Below are 21,869 nucleotides of genomic sequence, written 5' to 3'. Positions count from 1 at the left end.
GTCGAAAAGAAAATAGGCTCGGCGCTGACGGCTTAAGGTTGTTGTCTGCGCTGGAGTGTATAAAAAGGCAGGGTAGACCCGCTTTGGTTTGCATCGCTGGCGCCAGTGGGAGCGGAAAGTCTTTCCTGGGTAAGTATATTCGGAAAGGAGGTCTGCCTGGACTTCCCATGCGTCAGGTGGCTGTCATTGATGATGGGGTGATGACGAGGAACCTGTTTTGGGGCTTTTTGCGGCCAAAGGTCAAGTTTCCGTACAAAGGGATTCAGGATGACCTTTCGCCTTTTTTGCCTTTCATTTCAAGTTCGGTACGGTTTATTTTCTTTGTTTGCTCTACCCCGCTTGATAGAATCAGTCATTGTGATTTGTTGATTGTTCTGCATTGTGAGGATGATGTGCGAAGAAGTCGCCTGCTGTCTAGAGAAGGGGGGCGTGCAGTAGAACGCTTGCAGCGGGAAAGCAAACTTGATGCAGTTGTTTATCCGAGTTGTTTGAATCGGGTGGATGTGAATAGTACGGATCTTTTTGAGGTTAAGTAATGAAAGTAATAAATATAAACCGAAATATTCGCTATCTGCTGATTGGATTGCTATGTCTATATCCTGTGGTAGGCGCCAGGGTTTTTCCGTTAGGCGATGGTGGTCGTTATCTGTCGGTGCTGGCAGCACCTGTTAGCGTGTTGTTAATCGGTTACGCCATCTCGACTAGACAATTTTCTTTGCGCGATGGATGGTCGGAGGGGGGTAAGTGGTTGCTGCCCTTGCTGCCTTTTACGTTTGCTTTTTGGGTTTCGACGCTTATTCACCCCGGAACGGAAATGCATGGCGAGACATTTAGCCGCATCATCTATGGGGCCTTATTGTTTATCGCTGCGCGCTTGCTGGGTGTGCGTGTTCATCACTTGTTATGGGCAGGTTTTTTTGCTGGGTTGGTTTACTTTGTCATTGCTATTCATGATGTATTTATGCTCTCGCCTGAGAGGATGAGCTCTGGTTATAAAGTTTACCTGGGCGAAGATGGGGCGATTCGTGCCGGAGGTGGAAGCAATCCTATTCATTTTGGGCAGGTAACATTTTTCCTATTTGGTATGTTGGTATTGGGTGTTTTTTCAGGTGCTGCAAAGCATGATGTCAAGGTTGCATCACTTTGGTTGTTATCTATTGCCTTATTGGTGGTGGCTACGTTGCTGACACTGTCGCGTGGTCCGTTGTTAGCTATTGTGCCGCTGGTGTTGCTGGTTTTTTATATTGCAGACCAGTCGTTAAAGAAATGGATTGCGGTCTTGTCTTTCAGTGGCGTAGTCTTGGCCGGAATAGCGCTGGTTGCCTATCCTGATGCCTTGGCAAGAATTATGCTGGCTTGGACGGAAGTGCACCGTTACTTTACCGAGCCTAGCTTTACGTTCTCCTCCGTCGGCGCTCGACTGGAGATGTGGAGGATCGCACTGCTTGCATGGTCTAAAAACCCATTGTTTGGAATGGGGTTTGTATCCTACTCGCAATTGCAGGCGGATATGCCATTAATTGGGGTTATTGACCCTGTTGTCGCTAGTCATGTTCATTTTCATAATGACTATATGCAAAGTGTTGTACAGGGGGGGGCTTTTCTGTTGTCTGGGTTGGTTGCGTCCCAGCTGCTGATTGCTGTTTTGCATCGGAAAAATGTTTACATCTTGTTTTTGGTTTTTTCTTGGGTTTTCTTTTCGTTTGTTGATCTGTTGTTTTTCAAAAAAAGCATGTTGACGATGTTTGTTTCGGTCTATGCGCTATTTGCAGCGGCGGAGATCAATGATGAGTAAGTCTGGCTTCCTGTTTTATCTGGACGGTTTGGGTGCGGGTGGGATATCCAAGGTTTATATTTCGCTTGCCGAGGTTTTGCTGCAACGGGGTGTGCCGGTTGGATTTATTATTGCCGAAAATAGGGTTGAATTGTCTTTCCCTTTAGGTGCTTGGTTTCGGATAAACAAGGACGGCCATTCTGGCCGGGTTGGGAAATCTCATAAATACATTGGGGATTCATTGCGATTTCTTGAGGTGGCTATTGCTGAGTTTGAATCTGTATTTGGTTCGGCTATTGTTTTGGTGGCCGGAGATCGAGTTCCATTGGTTGCATGCAATGCCAAGCATGCTCACATATTAAACAGCGTGCACGCATCTAAGCTTGGGGTGCAGAAATGTCCAGGGTTGTTGGGGCGTTTCCGGCAGTGTTTACGAATATTGCGACGTACGTCAGGGATTCAGCATGTGCTGAATGGAAGGCCGTTGCATTGCGTATCAGGAGGTCTGAGCTTGGAGTTGACGGGCTCGTTTGGTGTGAGGCCAGAGAAGTTGGTTGTTATATATAACCCATTTGATATCCTTGCTATAAGAAAGCAGGCATGTATTCCAACGCCGGAATCCATTGCTCAGGAAAAACCTTTTATTGTTGGTGTCGGGCGTTTTATAAGATCTAAGCATTTTGAACGTCTCATTGATGCATTTTCGCGTTGTAAGTTTGATGGTGATTTGATTCTGATCGGGCAAGGTGAAGATGAAGGGTTTTTGCGAAAGGAGATTGCCAGGCTCGGCTTGCAGTCGCGAGTCAAAATAGTTCATTTTCATGAAAATCATCATGCCCTTGTTTCTAAAGCTAAGTTGTTGGTGTCAACTTCAAGTGCTGAGGGCTTTGGCAATGTGATAGTAGAAAGCTTGATTGTAGGTGTGCCTGTGCTCAGTCTTGATTGCCCTCATGGTCCACGTGAAATTATTGAGCCGCTTTGTCCTGAAGCTGTCGTACCAATGAATCAGATGGCTCGTTTGCCGGACTTGATTGACAGGTTTGTCGATTCTCCTTATGTCATTCGAGATGATTGTTTGCGCCGATTCGATGCCGAGCATATTGCAGATCAGTACATTGAATTGGCTGAGAAAATTCACTTGATGCATGGTGAAGAAATAAATGGTTAATGGTGCCGTGATGCATAAAATAAGTGGACTGGTAATCAGCTTCAATGAAGAGCACAACATCGTTGATTGCCTGCGGTCGCTCAAGCAGGTGTGTGACGACGTGGTGGTCGTTGACTCGTGCAGTACCGACCGGACAGTTGAACTGGCTAGGGCCGAGGGCGCGACGGTACTGATCCAGCCTTTCCTCGGCGACGGCCCGCAGCGGATTCATGGCTTGCCGCATTGCCGACACGACTGGGTCGTCAACCTGGATGCCGACGAACGCTTGGAGCCGGACTTGGTTGATTGGTTGCGTCGGACGGATCTTGATGTGCTGGCTTGTGACGTGGTCGATAGCCGGCGACGCAACTACATCGGCGAGCGTACGACCCGGTTTGGTGGCCAGTATCCGGATTATGTGTCGCGGATATTCAACCGGACTCGGGCAGCGTTCAGCCCCGTCGTCGCGCATACCCGCGTTACTGGTTCTAGGCATATCCGGATCCCTTGCCATATCACGCACTATTCATACCGGGACTACGCGGACTTGTTTGCGCGGCAGGTCAAGTACGCCAAGTGGATGGCGGATAACCTTGCCGAGCGAGGCAAGCCGGTTTCTCCGCTGAGCGCGCCGCTACACGGTTTCTGGTCATTTTTCCGGCATTACGTGGTGAAGCTTGGCTTTCTGGCCGGCCAGGACGGTCTGGCAATTGCCTTGGGCAAGGGCGTAGGCTCTTACCTGAAATACGCGCATGCGGCAGAACAGATCAAGCGCAAGGCAAGGCAGAAATGAGTCGCGGAGTCATGCAGTCGCTCAGTCTTAAGCTACCGGCCAAGCTAGTCTGGCGCAACGGTTGGGGCTGGCTACTGTTCAGCCTGTTTCTGGCCTACGCCTTTGTGTTGATGTATTACCCGTTTGCGGAAATCCAGACCAAGCGACTGAGCTGGGTCGTGGTCAACGCGCTGACGTTCTTTCTGCTAGCTCGGTTGCCGGGAATGGGCAGGATGCTCGGCGCGCTGTTGATCGGGTTGTTGTTCTCGATCAATTTGTCTTTTATCTGGTTCTACGGCAGCAGGCTGACGGGGGGAGCGATTGCTTCCGCGTTCGAGACTAACCCCCATGAGGCGCTAGGTTTTATCGAGCATGTAGGTGTATTGCCGTTTGCCTTGTTCGCCGCGATTTCGGCTTTGATCTACTGGCTAGCAGGAAAGGTACAGCCTGTCGGGCGCAAGGGCGGTTCTCTGCTGCTGTTCATCGTCCTTTTCCCGCTACTGAATTTGCTGCTGCCCGCCGCCTTTGGCGCAGGCGGACGCGAAGCGTACGAATTCAAGATCAACCCGGTGTCTACCCTGAGTAGGGCGTATTTGCGGATGCAGTTGCTGACCGATGCGATGGCGGTTGCCAGCTATCGCCATGAGATGTCCAAGCTGATGGAGGAGTCCACTCGGCCGCGCAGCCTGTTGCCGGGCACCCATTTTGAGCGCGATGCGCAGGGGCGTCCGGACACCATCGTGCTTGTGATTGGCGAGAGTGCGGCAAAGGGGCACTACGGGCTGTACGGTTATCGCGCGGGTGCGGACCGTGCCATGCAGGACCTGGCTAGCCAGCATGGGCATGCGCTCGTTGTCGATAAGGCCGTTGCGCCCGCTCCCATTACCCGTGAATCGTTGGTGCGCGTGCTTTCTTTCGCTTCTGCCCGTGACGACCAGCCTTTCGTGCGTAACCTCAACCTCGTCGAAATGGCACGGCAAGCCGGTTACCAGACTGTCTGGCTTTCTAATCAGTCCGAGGTAGGGCGGCACGATACCAGCGTAGGCGTGATGGCCAATACCGCCGACCAGGTCTACTTCAACCGGGGTGGCGGGCTGGATATCCGGCTGTTGGATAGATTTCGTCAGGTGTTGAGGCCCGGCACACGCCAGTTGATTGTCTTGCACCTGCAGGGCAGCCACCTTGCGTACGCTCGGCAGCATGACAATGCCGACTGGGAGTCTGCAGCAAGCTCCACAGCCGAGGTGCGCCACTACGATGCGACGGTGGCGCATACTGACCGCGTGCTGGCGGGTATTGTTCATGTGCTGCCGAGGCAGACGTCCTTGATGCTGTATGTCCCCGATCATGGCGAGATCGTGAACAAGGGGCACGGTTTTCTTGCCCCTGACGCGCGCCAGTACGATATCCCAATGCTGGTCTGGGGAGGTGAGTCTCATGTCGCATCCATTGCGAATGCGCTGAAGGCCTTCCGGGAGCCTTCCGGTGTCTATTTCAACACGGTGAATCTTCCCTTCGTGTTGTCCGAGACGATGGGTTACCGGTTTTCTGCTGCTGTTGTGCAGCAGGCAAGAAATGACGCGGCCTACCTGTTCAATGTGGATGGCCAGGTGTTGCCGCTATCCGCGCTCGAACGGTGAGGTTGGCAAAAAAGAAATGAATTGAGGATTGAAGTATGAAGATTACCGTCATTGGTTCCGGCTATGTCGGGCTGGTTACCGGCACCTGTCTGGCCGAAATGGGCAACCATGTGCTGTGTCTGGACGTCGACCCAGCCAAGATCGAGTTGCTGCAGCAAGGGGGCATCCCGATCTACGAGCCGGGGCTGGACGAGATGGTCAGGCGCAACGCCGCGGCAGGGCGCCTGTCATTCACGACCGACGTCGCCGAATCGGTGGCTTTCGGCGAGATCCAGTTCATCGCGGTCGGCACGCCGCCTGACGAGGACGGCTCTGCAGACTTGCAGTATGTATTGGCGGCTGCGCGCAATATCGCGCGCCATATGGACGGCTACCGGGTGGTGGTCGACAAGTCGACGGTGCCGGTAGGGACGGCGGACAAGGTCAAGGCGGCTATGCAGGAGGTGTTAGCCGAGCGCGGCGCGGCCTTGCCGTTCAGCGTGGTGTCGAACCCGGAGTTCCTGAAGGAAGGCGCGGCGATCGAGGACTTCATGAAGCCCGACCGCATCATCGTCGGGGCCGAGGACGAGCAGGCCATCGCGACGATGCGCCGCCTGTACGCGCCGTTCCAGCGCAACCACGAGCGCATCCTGTGCATGGACGTGCGTAGTGCGGAACTGACCAAATACGCGGCGAACGCGATGCTGGCGACGCGCATTTCCTTCATGAACGAGTTGGCGAACCTGGCCGAGACGCTGGGTGCGGACATCGAATGGGTGCGCAAAGGCATCGGTGCCGACCCGCGTATCGGCTACCATTTTCTCTATCCGGGGGCGGGCTACGGTGGCTCGTGTTTCCCGAAAGATGTCAAGGCGCTGGCAGCGACCGGCCGCGAACACGGCCATGCGATGCGTGTGCTCAACGCGGTTGAGGCGGCCAACGACGCGCAGAAGTTGCGCCTGGTCGACAAGGTGGTCGCCCGCTTTGGCGAAGATTTGTCGGGGAGGCGTTTCGCATTGTGGGGGCTGGCGTTCAAGCCGAATACCGACGATATGCGCGAAGCGCCGAGCCGGGTCATCGTCGACGAACTGACCCGCCGCGGCGCGGCAGTGGTCGCCTTCGACCCGGTCGCCACCGACGAAGCGAGGCGGGTGATGGGGAGCAACCCCAGGCTCGCGTTTGCCGCCGATATGGACAGTGCGCTGCTCGGAGCGGACGCCTTGCTGATCGTCACCGAGTGGAAGGCGTTCCGGGCGCCGGACTTCGAGCGCATCCGCACCTCGCTCAAGCAGCCGCTGATCTTCGATGGCCGCAACCTGTACGATCCGGCCTGGTTGCGGGGCGAGGGATTCGAGTACCTGGCTATTGGCCGCTGAGTAGAGGAGCAGAGTCATGAAAGTTCTGGTCACCGGTGCCGCCGGCTTTATCGGGCGAGCCATTTGTGAGCGGTTGCTGGAACGCGGCGGGGTCGAGGTGGTCGGTATCGACAACCTGAACGACTACTACGCGGTCGAACTCAAGCATGCCCGCTTAGCCACGTTGCAGGGGCAGACCGGGTTTTCTTTCCGCAGGCTGGACATTGCAGACTGGGCTGCCATGGACGCGTTGTTTGCGGCAGAGGGCTTCGATTATGTGATCCATCTGGCGGCACAGGCCGGTGTGCGCTATTCGATCCAGAACCCGCATGCCTATGCCGAGAGCAATCTGACCGGCTTTACCAATGTGCTGGAAGCGTGCCGTCGCTATCCGGTCAGTCATCTGGTGTTTGCCAGCTCGAGCAGCGTTTACGGGCGCAACGCCAAGGTACCGTTCAGCGAGGATGACCGGGTCGATCTGCCGGTTAGCTTCTACGCTGCGACCAAAAAGTCCAACGAGGTGATGGCCGCCAGTTACGCCCACCTCTACGCACTGCCTGCCACCGGTTTGCGCTTCTTTACCGTATACGGCCCCTGGGGGCGGCCGGACATGGCGCCGTGGCTGTTCACCGACGCCATCCTCGACGGTCGTCCGATCAAGGTGTTCAACCACGGCAAGATGCAGCGTGACTTCACCTATATCGACGACATCGTCGAGGGCGTGCTGCGGGTGATGGAGCATGTGCCGACGGGCGAGTTGCCCTATGCGCTGTTCAATATCGGAAACCACAACCCGGTCGAGCTGATGGCCTTTATCGAGGCCACTGAAGCGGCGTGCGGGCGCGAGGCGGTCAAGGAGTACCTGCCGATGCAGGATGGCGATGTGCCGATCACCTACGCCGATACCACCCGTCTGCGCGAGGCGGTTGGTTTCTCACCGGATACGTCACTGCGGGATGGCATGCAGCGTTTTGTCGACTGGTACCGTAGCTATCATCAGTTCAAGGATTGAGGCTCGCATTTCTCGGCAGCAGGTCTACAGTAAGCGCAGACCGCATCAAGCGGCATCCATCTGGGTGCCGCTTTTTTCATGGAGGGCTAGCTGATGCTGGGGTGGAACCGGGCACATGCGGATGGCTTCAGCCTGCTGGAACTTGTCGTGGTGCTGGCCATCCTCGGCGTCTTGCTGGGCATGGCGTGGCCGGCGCTCTCCGGTTGGCTTGAGCGTCGGCGTCTGCTGGCGGCCGCCGACGCGCTGCAGGATGTACTGAGCGTTACGCAGCAGCAGGCGCTGGCGCATGACACCCGTCTGTATCTTGCCTTCGTACCACTGGCTGCGGATGGTTGGGAGGTCGTGCGCTCCGAGCTGGCTGCGTGCAGCAGTGCCGGCTGCGGCACGCAGGTGTTGGCTGACGACGACTATCCGGGCATCCGTCTCTTCTCGACGACCTTTAGCGGCAACCAGACCGAGTTCGACCCGGTGCGCGGGCTAGCCGACAACGGCAAGGTGGTGCTGGAGAGCCGTGGCGGCTTGCGTGCCGGCGTGATCCTCAGCAGCGTCGGGCGGATCCGCCGTTGCGGCGAGGGCACGCGCGAGGCTTGCTGAGATGCGCAGTGCGGGCGGTTTCTCCCTGATCGAACTGCTGGTCGCCGTGGCGATCGCGCTCACGGTGCTGGGTGCCGCGTCCTTCGTGCTCACGCACCAGTTGGGATATGGCCAGCGGCTGCTGAGCGAGACTCGCCTGCACGCGCAGGCGGGTACGCTGCTCGAGCGCATGACGCGGGACCTGCGGCGTACCGGCTACCGTGAGCATGAGCAGGCCTCGGCCGATTTCGACCTGAGGCTGCCGGCGACAGACTGTGTGCTGTATAGCTATGACCGCTACGCCGACGGCGTGGCGTCGGCCAACGAACGTTTCGGCTTCAAGTGGCAACGTGTCGACGGTGTAGGAGTGCTCAGGATGCGCAAGAGCGGCGCAGGGCTAACTGATTGCGCGGAGGGCAGCTGGGAGACGCTGTCGGACCCGGCATCGATCGAGGTCACTTCTCTCGAGTTTGTCGCGCTGGATCAAGCCTGTTACGACGCGGCGAGCGCAGCCAGGCGCCCGTGTCCGCAGCATGCCGGCGCCGGTGAGCGTCTGCTGGTTCGGCGCGAGCTCGAGGTCAGGCTGCGGGCACAGGACAGGGCGCGAACCCTGCCGCCGGTTGCCCTGGCGGCGCGCGTGGCGCTGCCCGTTGCTCCGCTGCTGCCGGAGTAGGCGATGCGCAGCGCTCAACGCGGGCTGGCCCTGCTCTTCGTGGTGATGATGTTGCTGGTGCTGGGGCTGCTCAGTGTCCACCTGCTGTCGGCCGTGGAGGCCTACCGGCGGCAGGTCGCGCTGCAGGTGCAAGCGAGGCAAGTCGAGGAGGCCGCCCGAGCCGGCCTGTTGCACGGTGTCGCGCGATATCTCGCGCGTGGCGCGGACGCCGACGGCAACGGGATGGCCGACGCACCATGGCGTGGCGAACTGGGTGCTTACCGTTGGCAGGTGGGGTATTGCGCGGCCGCGCAGGTCAGCCCCGCCTGCGTAGCGCCTGGTATGGCAGAGCCGCTTCGCCTGCTTGCGCAGGCGACATCGGCGGACGGGCAGATCAGGCGGGTGGTGACGGTGCGGCTGTCCAGCGGGCCGCTGTTGCCCCGGGTGCCGGTGGCCGCGATCGTGGTCGAGCGCAGCGCCGCTTTGCCGCAAGGCGGCCCGTTGGAGACGGTCGCCGACTTTGAAACCGCCCTGCGCGCGGTGAGCGGTCGCACGTTGTCCGGCTGGCTGGCGCTGGACGCTGGCGAGGGTGTGTTTGACGAGGATGGGCAGGCATTGCTGTTGCGGGCATACCCGCCCTCTGCCGATGGTGCGGCGACGCCCGTCGCGGCGGCGGATGCCGGTTCGGCTGCCGCACCGGTGTTACTGGTGTCCGGGCAGACGCTGGCGGTCCCGGCCGGGGTGACGGTTTACGGACTGCTGGTCGCGCCGCGCATCGAGCTGGCCGCCGGCAGCCGGCTGGTCGGGGCGTTGCTGGCGCAGACGCTGGTGGCCGACGCGCAGGCGCGGGTCGACCATGCGCCGCTGCTGCTGGCGTCCCTCGCCGGCCGGCGCTTGCGCCACGTCGTGCCGCATAGCTGGCGCAACTGGCAGGGCTAACCATGCTGAGGCGTCCGGCAGCGGGGTTCAGTCTGCTCGAGGTGCTGGTCGCGCTCGCCTTGCTGGTGCTGGCTGCCTTGCTCGGCGAGCAGTTGCTGTGGATAGGCAGCCAGAGTCTGGGCGACGCGCGGCAGCGTTCTCTGGCCTTGCAATTGGCAGAGCTAGAACTGGAGCGTTTGCGCGGGGAGTACGGCATCGCCCAGGTCCCCTGCCGGGAAGCGGGCGTGGCGCAGGGCTCGCGCGACGAGCGCATCAAGAATACGGACTACCGGGTCGGCTGGCAGGTGGATAGCCGCTGCTCGCCCGTGCGCTTCCAGCTGACGGTCACGGTTGGCTGGCAGGGCGCGAGCGCACGACAAAGCCTGCGTCTCTTCGCGGAAAGCGGCGACGCGGGCTGGCGGTAAGGCAGGTGCTTACTGGTAGAGCGGGTTGTGCGGGTCGATCGCCTGGCCGTTCTTGCGCACGGTGTTCCACACCGGGTAGGTGTGCAGTTCTTCGCGCAGTTGTTTGGCCAGTTGCGAGTAGCCGTCGGCGTTGCGTTGCAGCGAGTAGGCGCGCAGCAGCGCGATCTTGGCGGCGGTGTTGCCGGCGTCGCGCTTGAGCGCGTCGCGCAGCACCAGTACCGCGTCGTCGAGCCTGCCGTAGTGCAGGAACACCTCGGCTTCGCCGACAGGATCGATGCCGCGTTTGTGCGGGGGAACGAAATTCAACTGACGCCACAGCTTGCGCGCCGTATTGGCACTGGCCTGTCCGGCAAGACTCGCGATCGCACTGAACATGACACCCCCCGAATGTGGTAGCGGGGAAAAGATTACCAGCGTCCGGCGGGTGGCTCAATCGAAAAGCTACACTTTCAACGAGTGTTGTATAAATTTCCCGGAAAGTATGCTGTTTACAATATCAGTGGGCGCATTCGCCACAACAGCGTCGCCGATACGCTTCAATAAAACATAGCGAACACTACCATTCTCTGCCTTTTTGTCGTGAGACATCAAGGACATCCAGCGCTCGGCGCCCAAGTCCGGCGCGCGGGTCGGCAGGCCTGCCGCGGCGAGCAGGGCTTCGACGCGAACGACGTCGTCATTGCTGATCCAGCCAAGCGCGCGCGAGGTGTCGGCGGCGAGCAGCATGCCGGCAGCGACCGCCTCGCCGTGCAGCCACACGCCGAAGCCGAGCCCGGCCTCGATCGCATGGCCGAAGGTATGGCCGAGGTTGAGCAGCGCGCGCACGCCCTGTTCCTTCTCGTCCTGGCCGACAATGTCGGCCTTCATCCGGCAACAGTGCTCGACCGCGTACGCGAGTGCCTGCTTGTCGCGTGCACGCAAGCGGGCCATGTTGTCTTCCAGCCAGCCAAAGAACGCCGCGTCGCCGAGCAGGCCGTACTTGATCACCTCGGCGAGGCCGGCCGACAGTTCGCGGTCGGGCAGGGTGTCGAGCAGGTCCATGTCGGCGACTACCGCGCGCGGCTGGTAGAAGGCGCCGATCATGTTCTTGCCCTGCGGATGGTTGATCGCCGTCTTGCCGCCGACCGACGAGTCGACCTGCGCGAGCAGGGTGGTCGGCACCTGCACGAAAGGGACGCCGCGCTGGTAGCAGGCGGCGGCAAAACCGGTCATGTCGCCAACCACGCCGCCGCCCAGCGCGACGAGCGCGGTCTTGCGCTCGCAACCGGCCGCGAGTAGCGCGTCGAAGATCAAGTTGAGCGTCGGCCAGTCCTTGTAGTCTTCGCCGTCCGGCAGCACGACGGTGAGCGTCTCCACGCCCTCGCGTGCGAGTGCGGCGCGCAGGCGTTCGAGGTAGAGCGGCGCGACCGTCTCGTTGCTGACGATCATCGCCTTCTGCTGCGGCAGCACGCGGGCGATCAGTGCCCCCTGGTCGAGCAGGCCTTGGCCGATATGGATAGGGTAGCGGGTATCCGGCAGGACAAGGTCGAGCGTTCTCATGCTTGGTCGGGCTCCGTGAGCGGCTTGGGGGGCTGGCCTAGGCGTTCTTCCAGCTGGCTGATCAAGAGGTTGACGTTCTGCTGGGTGGTGTCGATTACCAGATCGGCGATCTCGCGGTACAGCGGGTCGCGTTCGGCGAACAGTTGTTCGAGCTTGCCGCGCGGGTCGGCCGTCTGCAGCAGCGGGCGGTTGGTGCAGTGCTGGGTGCGGGTCAGGATGTCGTCGATGCTGGCGCGCAGGTAGATCACCGTGCCGTGCGCGGCGAGCTGGCGGCGGTTCTCCGGGTCAAGCACCGCGCCGCCGCCGGTCGCCAGCACGATGTTCTTGCGCTGGGCCAATTCGGCGATCATCTGCCGCTCGCGTTCGCGAAAACGCGCCTCGCCCTCGATGTCGAAGATGGTCGCGATGCGCACGCCGGTACGCGCCTCGATCTCCTGGTCCGAGTCGAAGAAGGTCTTGCCGTGGCGGCGCGCCAGCGCGCGGCCGACCGTCGTCTTGCCGGCACCCATCAGGCCGACCAGAAAAAAATTGCCTGCCAGTTTCATGGCAGGCATTGTACCGGATGTCATGAGACGGTGTCGCCTCAGCGGACCAGCGCTTCGCTCTCGATGATGCGCGGGGTCAGGAAGACCAGCATCTCGCGACGTTCGCTCTTCTTGCCGTTGCTGCGGAACAGGTGGCCGAGCACCGGGATGTCGCCCAACAGTGGTACCTTGGTGACGGTGTCGCTCTGGTCCTGCACGTAGATGCCGCCGATCACCACGGTGCCGCCGTTCTCGATGCGTACCTGCGTCTTCACCTCGCGCTTGTCGATCGCGGGTTCGCTCAGGTTGTCGAGGAACTTCGGCGCGTCCTTGTTGATCTGGATGTCGAGGATCAGCTCTTCTTCCGGCGTGATCTGCGGCGTGACCTCGAGCACCAGCGCGGCTTCCTTGAATTCGGTTTCGGTGCCGTTGTCGCTGACCGTCTTGTACGGGATCTCGGTGCCTTCCTTGATGATCGCCTTGGTGCGGTCGGCGGTCAGCACGCGCGGGCTGGAGATGATCTTCGAGTTGCCCTGCTGCTGCGATGCCTGCAGCTCTAAGCCGATGATCGAGCTCGCGCCCTTGTAGATCACGCCGAGGCTGCCGGTGGCGCCGGTGATCGGCAGGTTGACGTTGGGCGGCGTCGGCAGGGTGGTGGCGCCCCCGCCGGGCGGGGTGATGTTGCCCGGGCCGATGCCGGAGCCGACCGAGGTGTCGCCGCCGACCTTGGCGAAGCCCAGCTTGACGCCGAGGTCGCGCTGGAAGGTGTCGCGCGCCTCGACGATGCGCGCCTCGATCAGTACCTGCTTGGACGGCTTGTCGATGATGCGCAGCACGTCGCGGATCTCCGAGAGCACCTGCGGCTTGTCGCGCACGATCAGCTGGTTGGTCTTGGCGTCCGCGTACGCCGACGCGGCCTGCGCGCCCGGGCTGGTCGCCTGCGGCTTGTCCTTGTCGCCACCGCCGATCTGCACCAGGCCGCGCACCGCGGCCATCACGTCCTCGACCGAGCGGTACTTGATCTTGAAGATCTCGGTGACCAGCGGATCCTGCAGCGTGGTTGCCGCGCGCACTTCGGCCGCCTGCTTGGCCATCTCGATCATTTCCGCCTGCGGGGCGACACGGATCACGTTGCCGACCTGACGCTTGGCGAGGCCTTTTTGCTGCAGCACGAGTTCGAGCGCCTGATCCCACGGCACGTTCTTCAGCACCAGGGTCACGTTGCCGCTGACCGAGTCGCCGGTGACCAGGTTGAAGCCGGCGAACTCGGCCAGCGTCTGCAGCACGACGCGCACGTCGACGTTCTGGAAGTTCAGCGACAGCTTGTCGCCCTTGTAGGCGGGCTTGTCCTGCGCGGCGAGCGCGGCGTTCGCCTGCTCGCGGCTGAGCTTGCGCACCTCGACGACCAGCTGGCGGTCGGTCTGGTACGAGGAGTAGTCCCACTCGCCGTTGTTCTGCAGCACGATGCGGCTGCCTTTGCCGGCGGCGGCCGCGTCGACGCGCTGCACAGGCGTCGCGAAGTCGGTGACGTCCAGGTTGCGCGCGAGGCGGGCCGGCAGCGGCGCGCCGACGCTGACCGTCAGCGCGCGGCCGTTGCGGTTGATGTCGGTGCTGGCGCCGGCGGGCAGGTCGACGACGAGCTTGCCCGCGCCGTCGGCGCCGCGGCGGAAGTCGATCTGGCCCACCTCGTAGCCGCCGGCCGCGCGGGTGTTCAGCGGGGCGATGGTCGGTGCCGGCAGGGGCGCTGCCGCAGGGGCGGGCGCGGTGACGCTCGCCGGCGCCTGCGCGCCGCCCAGACTGACCAGCACGCGGTTGCCGTCGGTGCGGGTGCGGTAGGGCGCGGCCTGAGTCAGCGCGAGGACCACGCGGCTGCGGCCGCCGGCCTCGACGACGGTGGCGCCGGAGAGCAGCGGGCCGGGCAGCGGCTGGCTTTGCTTGAGGGTGCTCGCGGTGCCCGCGAAGTCGAAGGCGATGCGCGGCGGGTTGCTCAGCGCGAAGCTCTGCGGCAGGGCGGCCGGGCCGGTCAGGGTGATCGCCAGTTCCTGGGCGCCGCCCTGGTTGCGCAGCACCTCGATGCTGGTGATGGTGTTGCCGGCCGCCCACAAGAGTTGCGAGGCGCCCAACAGGGCCAGCGAGCCGGCCAGGGTCGTCAGTTGCGTGCTTTTCATTTGGTTTGCCCTTGTCCTTGTTCCTGGGTCAGCAGCAGTTCCGTATCGCGGCGGACCCACTCGCCGTTGGCGTCCTCGACGGTCTCGCTCAGGCGCAGCGCGTCCGGCGTGATGGCGGTGACGCGGCCGAAGTTGCTGCCGATAAAGCTGCCGGCGCGGACCGTGTAGACGACGCCGTCGGGCGCCTGGATCAGCGCGTGGCGGACGCCCTTGATTTGCAGGCTGCCGATCATTTTCAGGCGTTCGAGGTCGTAGTTTTCCAGCGCGTCACGTGGCCGGCTCAGGTCGGGCGCATTGGCGGCGTTGCGCCCGGCCAGCTTGAGGCGGGCCGCGTCGAACGGCGAGGGCAGGCCGTAGGCGGTGAACTCGGCGCTTTGCGCCTGCGGCAGCGCCGGGATCGGCTCGACCTGCCCCTTGATGTCGCGGTCCTGCGCCTGCATCCACTGGTCCAGGTCGTCCGGGCCGGCCGAACAGCCGGTGATCAGGGCGGCGGCCGCCGTGCAGAGGAAGAAGCGGGTGTTCATGGCTTGGCCCCCTGGCTCTGCGCCTGCTGCTGCGCCATCTTCTCTTCGGGCTCCAGCGTGCGGTAGGTCTTGGCGATCGCCTGCATGGTCAGCCGCCCGTCCTTGCCGCCCGGCGTCAGCGTGATGTTGTTAAGCGTGACGATGCGCGGCATCTTCGAGAGGTCGGACACGAAGGTGGCGAGGTCGCTGTAGCTGCCGGTCAGGCGGATCTCGATCGGCAGCTCGGCAAGTTCGGGGCCGGCGACTTCCTGGCCGGGGCGGAACAGTTCGAACTGCAGGCCGCGGCCGACGCCGGCCTGGTTGATCTCGGCGAGCACCGACGCCATTTCCGCCTTGGTCGGCAACTGGCGCAGCAGGCTGCCGTAGCTCTTCTCGATCTCGGCGAGCTGCGCTTGCAGCACTTCGAGGTTGGCGAGCTGGCGGCGCTTGTCGGTGTAGCTGGTTTTCAGCTCCGCCTCGCGCGCCTCGGCGGCGGCGATCTCGTCGCGCTGCGGGCCCAACAGCAGGAACCAGGCGGCGATAAGCAGCGCCGCCACCATCACCGCGAGCAGGCCGAACTGGCGTGCGCGCGGCCAGTCGGGCGCGGTCTTGAGGTCGAGGTTGCGCAATTCTTCGAGCGTCATGGCTTGGCTCCTTGTGCCGGTGCGGTAGGCGTGGCCTGCACGTCACGCGCCTTCAGGCTGACCGTCAGGCTGAACTCGCTGGTGCGCAGGTTGCCCTGCGGCGCAGCCTTGACCTCGATCAGCACCGGGTTGGCGAACACGGCCGAGTTGCCCAGCTGGCTCATGTAGTTGGAGACGCGGGCGCCGGAGAGCGCGTAGCCGCTGATCGCGACGGTGCGCTCGGTCTGCTTGAAGTCCTTCAGGTAGACGCCCTCGGGCAGGTCGCGCACCAGCGCGTCGAACAGCAGCACCGCCTCGACGCGGCCCTCCTGCAGGCGCATCGCCATGTCCTTGCGCGCCAGGAGCGCGGCCTTCTGCGCGCGCAAGTTGTCGACCTTGCCCAGCCGCGCGGTCATCATCGCGATCGCGTCGTCCAGGCGCTGGTTGCGGGCGAGCTGCGTGTCAAGCGTCGAGCCCTGCCACAGGTAGGCGCCGGCGATCAGCGCGCCGGCGAGGCCGAGCGCACCGGCCAGATAAAGCTGGAAGGTCTTGCGGTGCGCCGCTTTTCTCAGTTCGCGGTAGGGGAGCAGGTTGATGCGGATCATCAGTCGAACCTCCTCAGCGCGAGTCCGCTGGCGACCAGCAGCGAGGGTGCGTCGAGCAGCAGCTCGCGCAGCGCGATGCCCGGCGCCTGCGTCATCGAGGTGAACGGGTTGGCGATCATGGTGCTGATCTGCGTGCGCAGCGCGACGGCGTCGTCCAGCCCGGTCAGCATGCTCGAGCCGCCGGCGAGCAGGATGTAGTCGACGCGCAGGTACTGCGACACGCTGACCGTGGTGTAGAAGAACTGCAGCGCGCGCTGGATCTCCTGCGCCAGCGAGTCGACGAAGGGCTGCAGCAGCTCGGACTCGTAGCCTTCCGGCAGCAGCATCGAGCGCTTGCCCTTCTCGGCCTCTTCCTGAGTGAGGCCGTAGCGGCGCTGCACCTCGCGGGTCAGCTGCATGCCGCCGAACGCCTGTTCGCGAAAGTAGAGCTGCTGGCCGTTGCGCACCACCGAGCAGTGGATCTTGGTCGCGCCGATGTCGAACAGTGCGAAGGTCTGGTTGAAGCCCTGGTCGGGCAGCTGCTGCTGCAGCTGCTCGAACGCGGTGAGCATCGCGAATGCCTCGACGTCCATCACCGCGACTTCGAAGCCCGCCATCTCGGCGACCGCGACGCGCTCCTCGACCTTCTCCTTGCGCGACGCGCAAATCAGCACGTCCAAGTCGTCCGCCTGGGTGGCGGACGGCCCCAGCACCTGGAAGTCGAGGTTGACCTCGTCAAGCGGGAAGGGAATGTACTGGCCGGCCTCGCTCTCGACCTGGAATTCGAGGTCGTTGCGGTCCTGCGTCGCTGGGATCAGGATCTTCTTGTAGATCGCCATCGTCGTCGGCAGTGCCAGCGCGACGCGCCGGCTCGGGCTGGCGAGCTTGGCGCGGGCGCGGCGCAGCGTGTCGGCGACGGCGTCCACGTCGTTGATGTTGCCTTCGCTGACCGCGTCGCGCGGCAGCGGCTCGATCACGTAGCGCTCGAGCTGCAGCGTCCTGCCGACGCGGCCGATCTCGACCATCTTCACGGCCGTCGCGCTGATGTCTACGCCGATCAGTCCGTCGGCGCGGGGGGCAAAGCGGCCGAGCAGCCGGCCGATCGCCTGCGGAAATTCCAGTTTTCCACCGGGCATGCGTTGTTTTCAGCCCCCTTGTGACCGCGGGGGTCTGCCTCCCTTGTAATGAATCCGCTAATCGCCGCCGCCGGGAACTTTGCCCTGCCGCTGACGTGAAACCGGTATAATCAGCCTTCGATTTTTATTGCCAAACACCATGTTGCAGAGAATTCTCAAGGTCATCCTCGGCGTCGTGATCGGCGTTTCCACCCTGGCGGCCGGTGTGCTGGCCGTGGCTGTCCTCGTGACCTGGCCGCGGCTGCCCAGCCTCGACGTGCTCACCGACTACCGCCCGAAGGTGCCGTTGCGCGTTTACGCGGCCGGCGGCGAGTTGATCGGGGAATTCGGCGAAGAACGACGCTCTTTCACCAGAATTCACGACATTCCGCCGCTGATGAAGAATGCGTTGCTGTCCGCGGAGGACGAGCGCTTTTACCAGCACGGCGGCGTTGATTATGTCGGCGTTCTTAGGGCGGCCTTGGGAAACATAGTATCTGGATATAGCCGGTCGGGTGCAAGCACGATCACCATGCAGGTTGCTAAAAACTTTTTCCTGTCCAGTGAAAAGACATTTACCCGCAAATTCAACGAAGCGCTGCTCGCTTTCAAGATCGAACACACGCTGAGCAAGGACCAGATCCTCGAGCTTTATCTGAACCAGATTTACCTCGGCCAGCGTGCGTACGGCTTCGCCGCCGCTTCGCAGGCCTATTTCGGCAAGCCGCTGAAAGACCTGAGCATTTCGCAGTACGCGATGCTGGCCGGCCTGCCCAAGGCGCCGTCCTCGTACAACCCTGTGGTCAATCCGCAACGTGCCCGCCTGCGCCAACTATACGTGCTGCGCCGCATGCACGAGTTGGGCTATATCAATACCGCGCAATATGAGGCGGCCAAGCAGGAGCCGCTCGAACTGGCGTCCCCCGGACGCGATACCGGCGTCCCGGCGCAGTTCGTCGCCGAGCTGGTCCGCCAGGCGATGTACGACAAATACAAGGACGCCGCGTATACCGAGGGTTTCCGCGTCTACACCACCATCGACGCGGCCAACCAGCGCTGGGCGTTCGACAGCCTGCGTGCCGGCCTGATGGACTACGACCGCAAGCTCGGCTACCGCGGCCCGGAATCCTTCGTCGACCTGAGCGCGCTGACCGAGGACCGCGACGAGGCGCTCGACGAGGCGCTGTCGTCGATCCGCGACAGTGGCCAGCTCGAGCCGGGCGTCGTGCTTGAGGCGTCACCGTCCGAGGTCAAGGTCTACCTGCGCGGCGGGCGCTTCGCCCGCGTCAAGGGCGAGGGGCTCGCCTTCGCACGGCGCGCCCTCTCCAGCAAGCTGACGCCGGCCCAGCAGATCCGCCCTGGGGCGGTAGTGCGCATCCAGCCCAACCGCAAGGGGCAGTGGGAAATCACGCAGATGCCCGAGGTCGAGGGCGCGTTCGTGTCGATGGACCCGCATAACGGTGCGATCCGCTCGCTGGTCGGCGGCTTCGACTTCAACCGCCGCAGCTTCAACCACGTGACGCAGGCGTGGCGCCAGCCCGGCTCGACCTTCAAGCCCTTCATCTACTCGGCGGGTCTCGACCGCGGCTTCACCGCGTCGACCTTCATCAACGACGCGCCCTTGTCGATCGACCCAGCCAGCATCGGCGGCCAGCGCTGGGAGCCGAAGAACGACGACAACCGCTACGCGGGGATGATCACCATGCGCCGCGCGCTCGCGCTGTCGAAGAACATGGTGTCGATCCGCATCCTGCAGGGCATCGGTACCGACTACGGCCAGCAGTACGCGTCGCGTTTCGGTTTCGCGGCGAAGAACAACCCGGCTTATCTCACGATGGCGCTGGGCGCCGGCATGGTCACTCCGCTGCAGATGGCCGAGGCGTACTCGGTATTCGCTAACGGCGGCTACCGCACCCGCGCCTACTTCATCGACCGCATCGAGGACATCGACGGACGGGTGATCGCGCGCACCTCGCCGCAGGTCGCAGGCCAGGGCGCGCCGCAGGTGATCGACCCGCGCAACGCCTTCATCATGACCAGCATGCTGCGCGACGTGGTCCGTTTCGGCACCGCCAACCGCGCGATGAGCCTCGGCCGTACCGACCTCGCCGGCAAGACCGGCACCACCAACGACTTCCGCGACGCGTGGTTTGCCGGCTACAGCCCGAACCTGGTCGCGGTGACCTGGGTCGGCTACGACCAGCCACGCAGCCTCGGCCGTTACGGCTACGGCGGTACCGCCGCCTTGCCGATCTGGACCAACTACATGGCCAACGCGCTCAAGGGCCAGCCGGAAGTCGACCTGCCGCCGCCGGAAGGCATCGTGGTCAAGCCGGGCGCCGGCCTGCGCGGTGGCGACGAGTACTATCTCGAGGAGTTCCAGCGCACCAACCCCGAACTGCGCCTGAACAACCAGGGCGCGGTACCCGGCGCGGCGCGCACCGAGGAAGAGGGCACGGCGGCACCGGTGCCCGACGCCGCGCAGGACGCGGTCGAGAACGTCAAGGAACTGCTGTTCTAGCGGAAGGTGGCGTCACGCCGCCAAAACAGGAAGGGACGCCGAGGCGTCCCTTTTTTGTTGTCTGCGCCAGGTGGCGTGCTCAGCGTTCGAGCAGTTCCAGCACGCGCTCGGGCGGGCGGCCGATCACCGCCTTGCCAGTGCCCACCGCGATCGGCCGCTCGATCAGGCGCGGGTTGTCGTGCATGGCGGCGATCAGGTGGCGGTCTTCCAGCGTGATGTCGTCCAGGTAGAGTTCCTTGTACTCCTCCTCGTGCTTGCGCATCAGCGCGCGCGGCTCGAGCCCGAGCATGTCGAGCAGGCGGGTCAGTTCTTCGGGGGACGGCGGCGTCTTCAGGTAGTCGATCACCTCGACTTCGGCACCGGCGTCCTGCAGCAGCTGCAAGGCTTCCCTTGATTTGGAGCAACGTGGGTTGTGGTAAAAGCGGATCATGGCCGTCTCCTTGTTTTGGCAACCGCCGGCTGGGCGCTCGCGCGTGGCCGGCAAGCTTAAGGATGCCACCTTCCGGCGCCGCGTGCCACGGACTCAGCCTGCGGCGTCGACCAGCACCGGCTTGAGCACGCGGATCAGCTCGGACGGGGCGAGCCCGACCAGGAAGCCGCGCTTGCCGCCGTTGATCCAGATGCGCGGCAGCTCGGCGATCGACGCCTGCAGGTAGACCGGCATCGGGTGGCGGGTGCCGAACGGGCTGGTGCCGCCGACCTGGTAGCCGCTGTGGCGGTCGGCGGTCTTCGGGTCGCACGGCGTCACCTTCTTCGCGCCGATCTGGCGCGCGAGCAGGCCGGTCGCCACTTCGCGGTCGCCGTGCATCAGCATGATCAGTGGCTGGTGCGCGTCGTCTTCCATGATCAGCGTCTTGATGCACGCGTGCTCGTCTATGCCGAGCTCGCGCGACGACACGCGGGTGCCGCCCTTTTCCTCGTACTTGTACAGGTGGCCGCTGAAGTCGACCTGATGTTCGCGCAACACGCGCACCGCCTGGGTGACCGGCAGTTTGTCCTTCGCCATCGTTGCCCTCCCAAAAGCACAAGGGTAGGCGCTCGCGCGCAGCGGGTAAAGCGCCGACGTGCAGCCTAGCCCGGGTGGGCGGTGTGCTTACGCCGGCTGCCAGGGCCTACCGAGGCTCGCGCCCTGCGCGCCGTGGGCGGCGAGGTCGGCGGCGATCGCCTGGATCGCGCTCCAGCGCGGGCCGCACCAGTCGGGCGCGATCAGCGTCGGCTGCTGCGCGGTCGCCGATACCCGGTGGTAGACCACCTCGGGCGGCGTCGCGCGGATCAGGTCGGCGGCGAGCGCCGCGTAGTCGGCGAGCGCCATCGGCGCGACCTCGCCGCGGCGGTACTGCGCGGCCATCCGGCTGCCGCGCACGATCATCAGTGGGTGCAGTTTCAGCCCCTCGACGCCGATGTCGAGCACGGTCTGAAGTGTCTGGTGGATTTGCGGCACGCTCTCGCCGGGCAGCCCGGCGATCAGGTGGGTGCATACCTGCAGGCCGCGCGCGTGCGCGCGGCGCACCGCATCGCGGTAGTCAGCCAGCGTGTGGCCGCGGCGGATCAGGGTTTGCGTCGCGTCGTGCGCGCTTTGCAGGCCGAGCTCCAGCCACACTTCCAGGCCGGCGTCGCGGTAGCCGGCCATCAAGTCGAGCGCGGCGTCCGGCACACAGTCCGGGCGGGTGCCGACGCACAGGCCGACGATGTCGCTTTGTGTGGCCGCCTCGTCGTACAGCGCCTGCAGCGTCTCGACCTCGGCGTAGGTGCTGGTGTACGCCTGGAAGTAGGCCAGATAACGGCGGGCGCGGTCGGTCTTCGCCTTCTCGCGCGCGATCTGTTCGGTGATGGAGAGGGTGCCCGCGTCGCGGCCGAAGCTGCGCACATTGCAGAAGGTGCAGCCGCCGCGGCCCAGCGTGCCGTCGCGGTTCGGGCAGGTGAAGTCGCCGGAGAGCGACAGCTTGTGCACCCGCTCGCCGAAACGGCGCTTCAGGTGCTGGCCGAAGGTGTGGACGAGGTGGTCGAGTTGCATGGCGGCCGGCAAAAGGCCGCAAGTATAACAG

Annotated in this window: 23 protein-coding genes; 12 read left to right on the top strand and 11 right to left on the bottom strand. The window is 63.1% G+C overall.

The window, feature by feature from the left end:
• The first annotated feature begins 167 nt into the window (after positions 1-167).
• The 11 genes from GZH52_RS11810 (at position 168) to GZH52_RS11760 (ending at position 10,247) form a co-directional block, all read left to right on the top strand.
• Positions 168-536 carry a hypothetical protein gene (locus GZH52_RS11810; RefSeq protein ID WP_163316664.1) on the top strand — a complete coding sequence of 123 codons (369 nt, stop codon included), beginning with the start codon at positions 168-170 and terminating at the stop codon, positions 534-536.
• Positions 536-1,795, top strand: coding sequence for an O-antigen ligase family protein (locus GZH52_RS11805; protein ID WP_163316663.1), 1,260 nt, complete (start codon positions 536-538; stop codon positions 1,793-1,795). Before GZH52_RS11810 ends, GZH52_RS11805 begins: the two co-directional genes overlap by 1 nt.
• Positions 1,788-2,942 (top strand): glycosyltransferase, encoded by a 1,155-nt coding sequence (locus GZH52_RS11800; RefSeq protein ID WP_163316662.1) that lies wholly within the window; start codon positions 1,788-1,790, stop codon positions 2,940-2,942. Before GZH52_RS11805 ends, GZH52_RS11800 begins: the two co-directional genes overlap by 8 nt.
• Positions 2,943-2,952: 10 nt before the next feature.
• On the top strand, positions 2,953-3,714 hold the full coding sequence (locus GZH52_RS11795) for a glycosyltransferase family 2 protein (RefSeq protein ID WP_163316661.1): 762 nt from the start codon (positions 2,953-2,955) through the stop codon (positions 3,712-3,714).
• An 11-nt stretch (positions 3,715-3,725) separates the two neighbouring features.
• Positions 3,726-5,333 (top strand): phosphoethanolamine transferase family protein, encoded by a 1,608-nt coding sequence (locus GZH52_RS11790; protein WP_163316660.1) that lies wholly within the window; start codon positions 3,726-3,728, stop codon positions 5,331-5,333.
• 35 nt (positions 5,334-5,368) lie between these two features.
• On the top strand, positions 5,369-6,688 hold the full coding sequence (locus GZH52_RS11785; RefSeq protein WP_163316659.1) for a UDP-glucose dehydrogenase family protein: 1,320 nt from the start codon (positions 5,369-5,371) through the stop codon (positions 6,686-6,688).
• A gap of 16 nt (positions 6,689-6,704) precedes the next feature.
• Positions 6,705-7,679 (top strand): NAD-dependent epimerase, encoded by a 975-nt coding sequence (locus GZH52_RS11780; protein ID WP_163316658.1) that lies wholly within the window; start codon positions 6,705-6,707, stop codon positions 7,677-7,679.
• A gap of 93 nt (positions 7,680-7,772) precedes the next feature.
• Entirely contained in the window at positions 7,773-8,273 is a 501-nt protein-coding gene (locus tag GZH52_RS11775; RefSeq protein WP_163316657.1) for a GspH/FimT family pseudopilin, read from the top strand.
• A gap of 1 nt (position 8,274) precedes the next feature.
• Positions 8,275-8,925, top strand: coding sequence for a prepilin-type N-terminal cleavage/methylation domain-containing protein (locus GZH52_RS11770; RefSeq protein ID WP_163316656.1), 651 nt, complete (start codon positions 8,275-8,277; stop codon positions 8,923-8,925).
• A gap of 3 nt (positions 8,926-8,928) precedes the next feature.
• Positions 8,929-9,843, top strand: a complete 915-nt coding sequence (locus GZH52_RS11765) for a hypothetical protein (protein WP_163316655.1) — start codon at positions 8,929-8,931, stop codon at positions 9,841-9,843.
• 2 nt (positions 9,844-9,845) lie between these two features.
• On the top strand, positions 9,846-10,247 hold the full coding sequence (locus GZH52_RS11760) for a prepilin-type N-terminal cleavage/methylation domain-containing protein (protein WP_163316654.1): 402 nt from the start codon (positions 9,846-9,848) through the stop codon (positions 10,245-10,247).
• 9 nt (positions 10,248-10,256) lie between these two features.
• On the opposite strand, the gene GZH52_RS11755 is transcribed toward GZH52_RS11760, so the two are convergent.
• The 8 genes from GZH52_RS11755 to GZH52_RS11720 form a co-directional block, all read right to left on the bottom strand.
• Positions 10,257-10,622, bottom strand: coding sequence for a type IV pilus assembly protein FimV (locus tag GZH52_RS11755; protein WP_136552691.1), 366 nt, complete (start codon positions 10,620-10,622; stop codon positions 10,257-10,259).
• Between the two features lie 66 nt (positions 10,623-10,688).
• The gene (gene aroB / locus GZH52_RS11750) at positions 10,689-11,786 is read right to left on the bottom strand and encodes a 3-dehydroquinate synthase (RefSeq protein ID WP_163316653.1); all 1,098 of its coding nucleotides are present in this window, start codon (positions 11,784-11,786) and stop codon (positions 10,689-10,691) included.
• A complete protein-coding gene (aroK, locus tag GZH52_RS11745) occupies positions 11,783-12,340 on the bottom strand; it encodes a shikimate kinase AroK (protein WP_163316749.1) in 558 nt (185 codons plus the stop codon). The genes aroB and aroK overlap by 4 nt, the downstream gene beginning before the upstream one ends.
• A gap of 29 nt (positions 12,341-12,369) precedes the next feature.
• Positions 12,370-14,478, bottom strand: coding sequence for a type IV pilus secretin PilQ (locus GZH52_RS11740; protein WP_163316652.1), 2,109 nt, complete (start codon positions 14,476-14,478; stop codon positions 12,370-12,372).
• The gene (locus GZH52_RS11735; RefSeq protein ID WP_163316651.1) at positions 14,475-15,002 is read right to left on the bottom strand and encodes a pilus assembly protein PilP; all 528 of its coding nucleotides are present in this window, start codon (positions 15,000-15,002) and stop codon (positions 14,475-14,477) included. Before GZH52_RS11735 ends, GZH52_RS11740 begins: the two co-directional genes overlap by 4 nt.
• Positions 14,999-15,625 carry a type IV pilus inner membrane component PilO gene (locus tag GZH52_RS11730; protein ID WP_163316650.1) on the bottom strand — a complete coding sequence of 209 codons (627 nt, stop codon included), beginning with the start codon at positions 15,623-15,625 and terminating at the stop codon, positions 14,999-15,001. Before GZH52_RS11730 ends, GZH52_RS11735 begins: the two co-directional genes overlap by 4 nt.
• Positions 15,622-16,209 (bottom strand): PilN domain-containing protein, encoded by a 588-nt coding sequence (locus tag GZH52_RS11725; protein ID WP_163316649.1) that lies wholly within the window; start codon positions 16,207-16,209, stop codon positions 15,622-15,624. The genes GZH52_RS11730 and GZH52_RS11725 overlap by 4 nt, the downstream gene beginning before the upstream one ends.
• On the bottom strand, positions 16,209-17,324 hold the full coding sequence (locus tag GZH52_RS11720) for a pilus assembly protein PilM (RefSeq protein WP_163316648.1): 1,116 nt from the start codon (positions 17,322-17,324) through the stop codon (positions 16,209-16,211). Before GZH52_RS11720 ends, GZH52_RS11725 begins: the two co-directional genes overlap by 1 nt.
• A gap of 139 nt (positions 17,325-17,463) precedes the next feature.
• On the opposite strand from GZH52_RS11720, the gene GZH52_RS11715 reads away from it, so the two are divergent.
• The gene (locus tag GZH52_RS11715) at positions 17,464-19,824 is read left to right on the top strand and encodes a penicillin-binding protein 1A (RefSeq protein WP_163316647.1); all 2,361 of its coding nucleotides are present in this window, start codon (positions 17,464-17,466) and stop codon (positions 19,822-19,824) included.
• A gap of 79 nt (positions 19,825-19,903) precedes the next feature.
• Here the strand turns inward: GZH52_RS11715 and arsC are convergent, their stop codons facing one another.
• From arsC to mnmL, 3 genes are all read right to left on the bottom strand, one after another.
• The gene (gene arsC / locus GZH52_RS11710; RefSeq protein ID WP_163316646.1) at positions 19,904-20,254 is read right to left on the bottom strand and encodes an arsenate reductase (glutaredoxin); all 351 of its coding nucleotides are present in this window, start codon (positions 20,252-20,254) and stop codon (positions 19,904-19,906) included.
• 93 nt (positions 20,255-20,347) lie between these two features.
• Positions 20,348-20,830: a Cys-tRNA(Pro) deacylase gene (ybaK, locus tag GZH52_RS11705; protein WP_163316645.1), complete on the bottom strand. Its 483-nt coding sequence runs from the start codon at positions 20,828-20,830 to the stop codon at positions 20,348-20,350.
• 87 nt (positions 20,831-20,917) lie between these two features.
• The gene (mnmL, locus tag GZH52_RS11700; protein WP_163316644.1) at positions 20,918-21,838 is read right to left on the bottom strand and encodes a tRNA modification radical SAM protein MnmL/YtqA; all 921 of its coding nucleotides are present in this window, start codon (positions 21,836-21,838) and stop codon (positions 20,918-20,920) included.
• Between the last annotated feature and the right edge of the window lie 31 nt (positions 21,839-21,869).

It is taken from the genome of Crenobacter caeni (assembly GCF_010435965.1).
Classification (GTDB): domain Bacteria; phylum Pseudomonadota; class Gammaproteobacteria; order Burkholderiales; family Chromobacteriaceae; genus Craterilacuibacter; species Craterilacuibacter caeni.
Note: the sequence above shows the minus strand (reverse complement) of the source record. Positions and strands in the feature narration are given on the sequence as shown.

Coding starts and splice junctions, on each gene's coding strand:
- GZH52_RS11810 (WP_163316664.1), top strand. CDS start 168: ATGCGTCAGGTGGCTGTCATTGATGATGGGGTGATGACGAGGAACCTG.
- GZH52_RS11805 (WP_163316663.1), top strand. CDS start 536: ATGAAAGTAATAAATATAAACCGAAATATTCGCTATCTGCTGATTGGA.
- GZH52_RS11800 (WP_163316662.1), top strand. CDS start 1,788: ATGAGTAAGTCTGGCTTCCTGTTTTATCTGGACGGTTTGGGTGCGGGT.
- GZH52_RS11795 (WP_163316661.1), top strand. CDS start 2,953: ATGCATAAAATAAGTGGACTGGTAATCAGCTTCAATGAAGAGCACAAC.
- GZH52_RS11790 (WP_163316660.1), top strand. CDS start 3,726: ATGCAGTCGCTCAGTCTTAAGCTACCGGCCAAGCTAGTCTGGCGCAAC.
- GZH52_RS11785 (WP_163316659.1), top strand. CDS start 5,369: ATGAAGATTACCGTCATTGGTTCCGGCTATGTCGGGCTGGTTACCGGC.
- GZH52_RS11780 (WP_163316658.1), top strand. CDS start 6,705: ATGAAAGTTCTGGTCACCGGTGCCGCCGGCTTTATCGGGCGAGCCATT.
- GZH52_RS11775 (WP_163316657.1), top strand. CDS start 7,773: ATGCTGGGGTGGAACCGGGCACATGCGGATGGCTTCAGCCTGCTGGAA.
- GZH52_RS11770 (WP_163316656.1), top strand. CDS start 8,275: ATGCGCAGTGCGGGCGGTTTCTCCCTGATCGAACTGCTGGTCGCCGTG.
- GZH52_RS11765 (WP_163316655.1), top strand. CDS start 8,929: ATGCGCAGCGCTCAACGCGGGCTGGCCCTGCTCTTCGTGGTGATGATG.
- GZH52_RS11760 (WP_163316654.1), top strand. CDS start 9,846: ATGCTGAGGCGTCCGGCAGCGGGGTTCAGTCTGCTCGAGGTGCTGGTC.
- GZH52_RS11755 (WP_136552691.1), bottom strand. CDS start 10,622: ATGTTCAGTGCGATCGCGAGTCTTGCCGGACAGGCCAGTGCCAATACG.
- aroB (WP_163316653.1), bottom strand. CDS start 11,786: ATGAGAACGCTCGACCTTGTCCTGCCGGATACCCGCTACCCTATCCAT.
- aroK (WP_163316749.1), bottom strand. CDS start 12,340: ATGCCTGCCATGAAACTGGCAGGCAATTTTTTTCTGGTCGGCCTGATG.
- GZH52_RS11740 (WP_163316652.1), bottom strand. CDS start 14,478: ATGAAAAGCACGCAACTGACGACCCTGGCCGGCTCGCTGGCCCTGTTG.
- GZH52_RS11735 (WP_163316651.1), bottom strand. CDS start 15,002: ATGAACACCCGCTTCTTCCTCTGCACGGCGGCCGCCGCCCTGATCACC.
- GZH52_RS11730 (WP_163316650.1), bottom strand. CDS start 15,625: ATGACGCTCGAAGAATTGCGCAACCTCGACCTCAAGACCGCGCCCGAC.
- GZH52_RS11725 (WP_163316649.1), bottom strand. CDS start 16,209: ATGATCCGCATCAACCTGCTCCCCTACCGCGAACTGAGAAAAGCGGCG.
- GZH52_RS11720 (WP_163316648.1), bottom strand. CDS start 17,324: ATGCCCGGTGGAAAACTGGAATTTCCGCAGGCGATCGGCCGGCTGCTC.
- GZH52_RS11715 (WP_163316647.1), top strand. CDS start 17,464: ATGTTGCAGAGAATTCTCAAGGTCATCCTCGGCGTCGTGATCGGCGTT.
- arsC (WP_163316646.1), bottom strand. CDS start 20,254: ATGATCCGCTTTTACCACAACCCACGTTGCTCCAAATCAAGGGAAGCC.
- ybaK (WP_163316645.1), bottom strand. CDS start 20,830: ATGGCGAAGGACAAACTGCCGGTCACCCAGGCGGTGCGCGTGTTGCGC.
- mnmL (WP_163316644.1), bottom strand. CDS start 21,838: ATGCAACTCGACCACCTCGTCCACACCTTCGGCCAGCACCTGAAGCGC.